Source organism: Nostoc sp. LEGE 12454 (assembly GCF_056620565.1).
The window spans coordinates 1-1316 of sequence record NZ_JBWQXL010000118.1 but is presented as its reverse complement, the minus strand read 5'-3'; the positions used below and the strand labels follow the sequence as shown (position 1 = coordinate 1316).

At 38.4% G+C, this 1316-nt stretch carries 1 protein-coding gene; it reads right to left on the bottom strand.

The window, feature by feature from the left end:
• Nucleotides 1–252: 252 nt before the first annotated feature.
• The gene (locus AC1F2U_RS34695; protein WP_480265271.1) at nucleotides 253–1221 is read right to left on the bottom strand and encodes a hypothetical protein; all 969 of its coding nucleotides are present in this window, start codon (nucleotides 1219–1221) and stop codon (nucleotides 253–255) included.
• Nucleotides 1222–1316 lie beyond the last annotated feature (95 nt).

The window sequence follows — 1316 nt, the reverse complement described above, 5'->3', positions numbered from 1 at the left end:
GCAAATGTTTATTAAAGATAACACCAATGGTACTCAAATCAACTTTTGAACATGGATGGCTATTATCAAAACTACTGAAATTAGATGATGAATATCAAGGTAGGTGGGAGCAATGGCGATGGACAATTGCAAAATTAATCTCACTTCCGATTCCGAAATAGCCAGATTTGAGATAGCTTATAAATGGATAAAACACGGAGATGGAAGCTACTCTCATGAGTGTTGACAAAATGCCTTTAGCTGTTTGACGAGTCAATGGGTTAATTCCAGTTCGTGTATGACGGATTTCATAATGCAGTGATTATTATTAGCATTTGGATAATGATCATCAACCTGACAAGCGATAGGATTGCCAATTCTATCCCTGATATAGTCCTGAGAGAATTTTGATAAATACCATCCTAGTGGTAAATTGAAATTTGACTTGCCGCCTATTGATTTACATTCTGCATTACCTAGCCGACAAATATTGACTGCTCCATTCTCTTTGCTAGGAGCGAAATGGGTTAAATAGAATTGCCTGAAGTCATGCTTAGAAACAATCTTGTTCTCATCGTCATTTAAATTGCCGTCTATTTTGTATTCAGCTTGCTCAATGATGCTACGACCTCGAGCCTCTCTCGAATTATATAAGGCATTCATTGGAGAAAATAGATCATTTCCTCCAGATTGTTGGTTTAAAGGTGAGTTATCAGTAAGCGCCAGGTATACAATTTTGATTGTTGGGATTTTGTGAAGATCACCTGTGGTTGATTTAACAATATCTTGATCTATTTGGCTTTCTAGTCCGTGATCTAAAATTTCTTGTAATCCTTGACCAATCTCAAATGCATTTGTGAAGCCGGAGTTTTCAAAATAACCTCCGTCTGCTAAGCGAGATTTGGAGTTTAGTTCTTGATCGGCGAGAATATCACCCTTCTTATCATAACATCTGTTAAACCAACCCACAGGAGTAATGAATGGGAATCTGGCACTGAGAAAAGCAGCCGTGCTGAGACGAAAGTTAATGTGAGAATTATTTTTGTTTTTGCAAGCAACGGTATTAATGTCTACTAGATCTGGAAACTTTACAGTAGATAAACGCGGAGTCTTGAATGTAAATGGACTTAACAGCAAACGCTCTCCAGTTTCTACTACCGTCGTATTTAAAACCAAGGCAGGAGCAACACTTTTTGGGTTCCAGTGGTCCCAGGGTAAGCGCGTCTCAAACACTATTGACAAGCGGATTCTGAGACATCATCATGTTGAGATAAACAAGCAGCAAGAATAGTAAGCATGTAGTTATTATCCATTGCGGCTCGATTCGATTTTTGGCG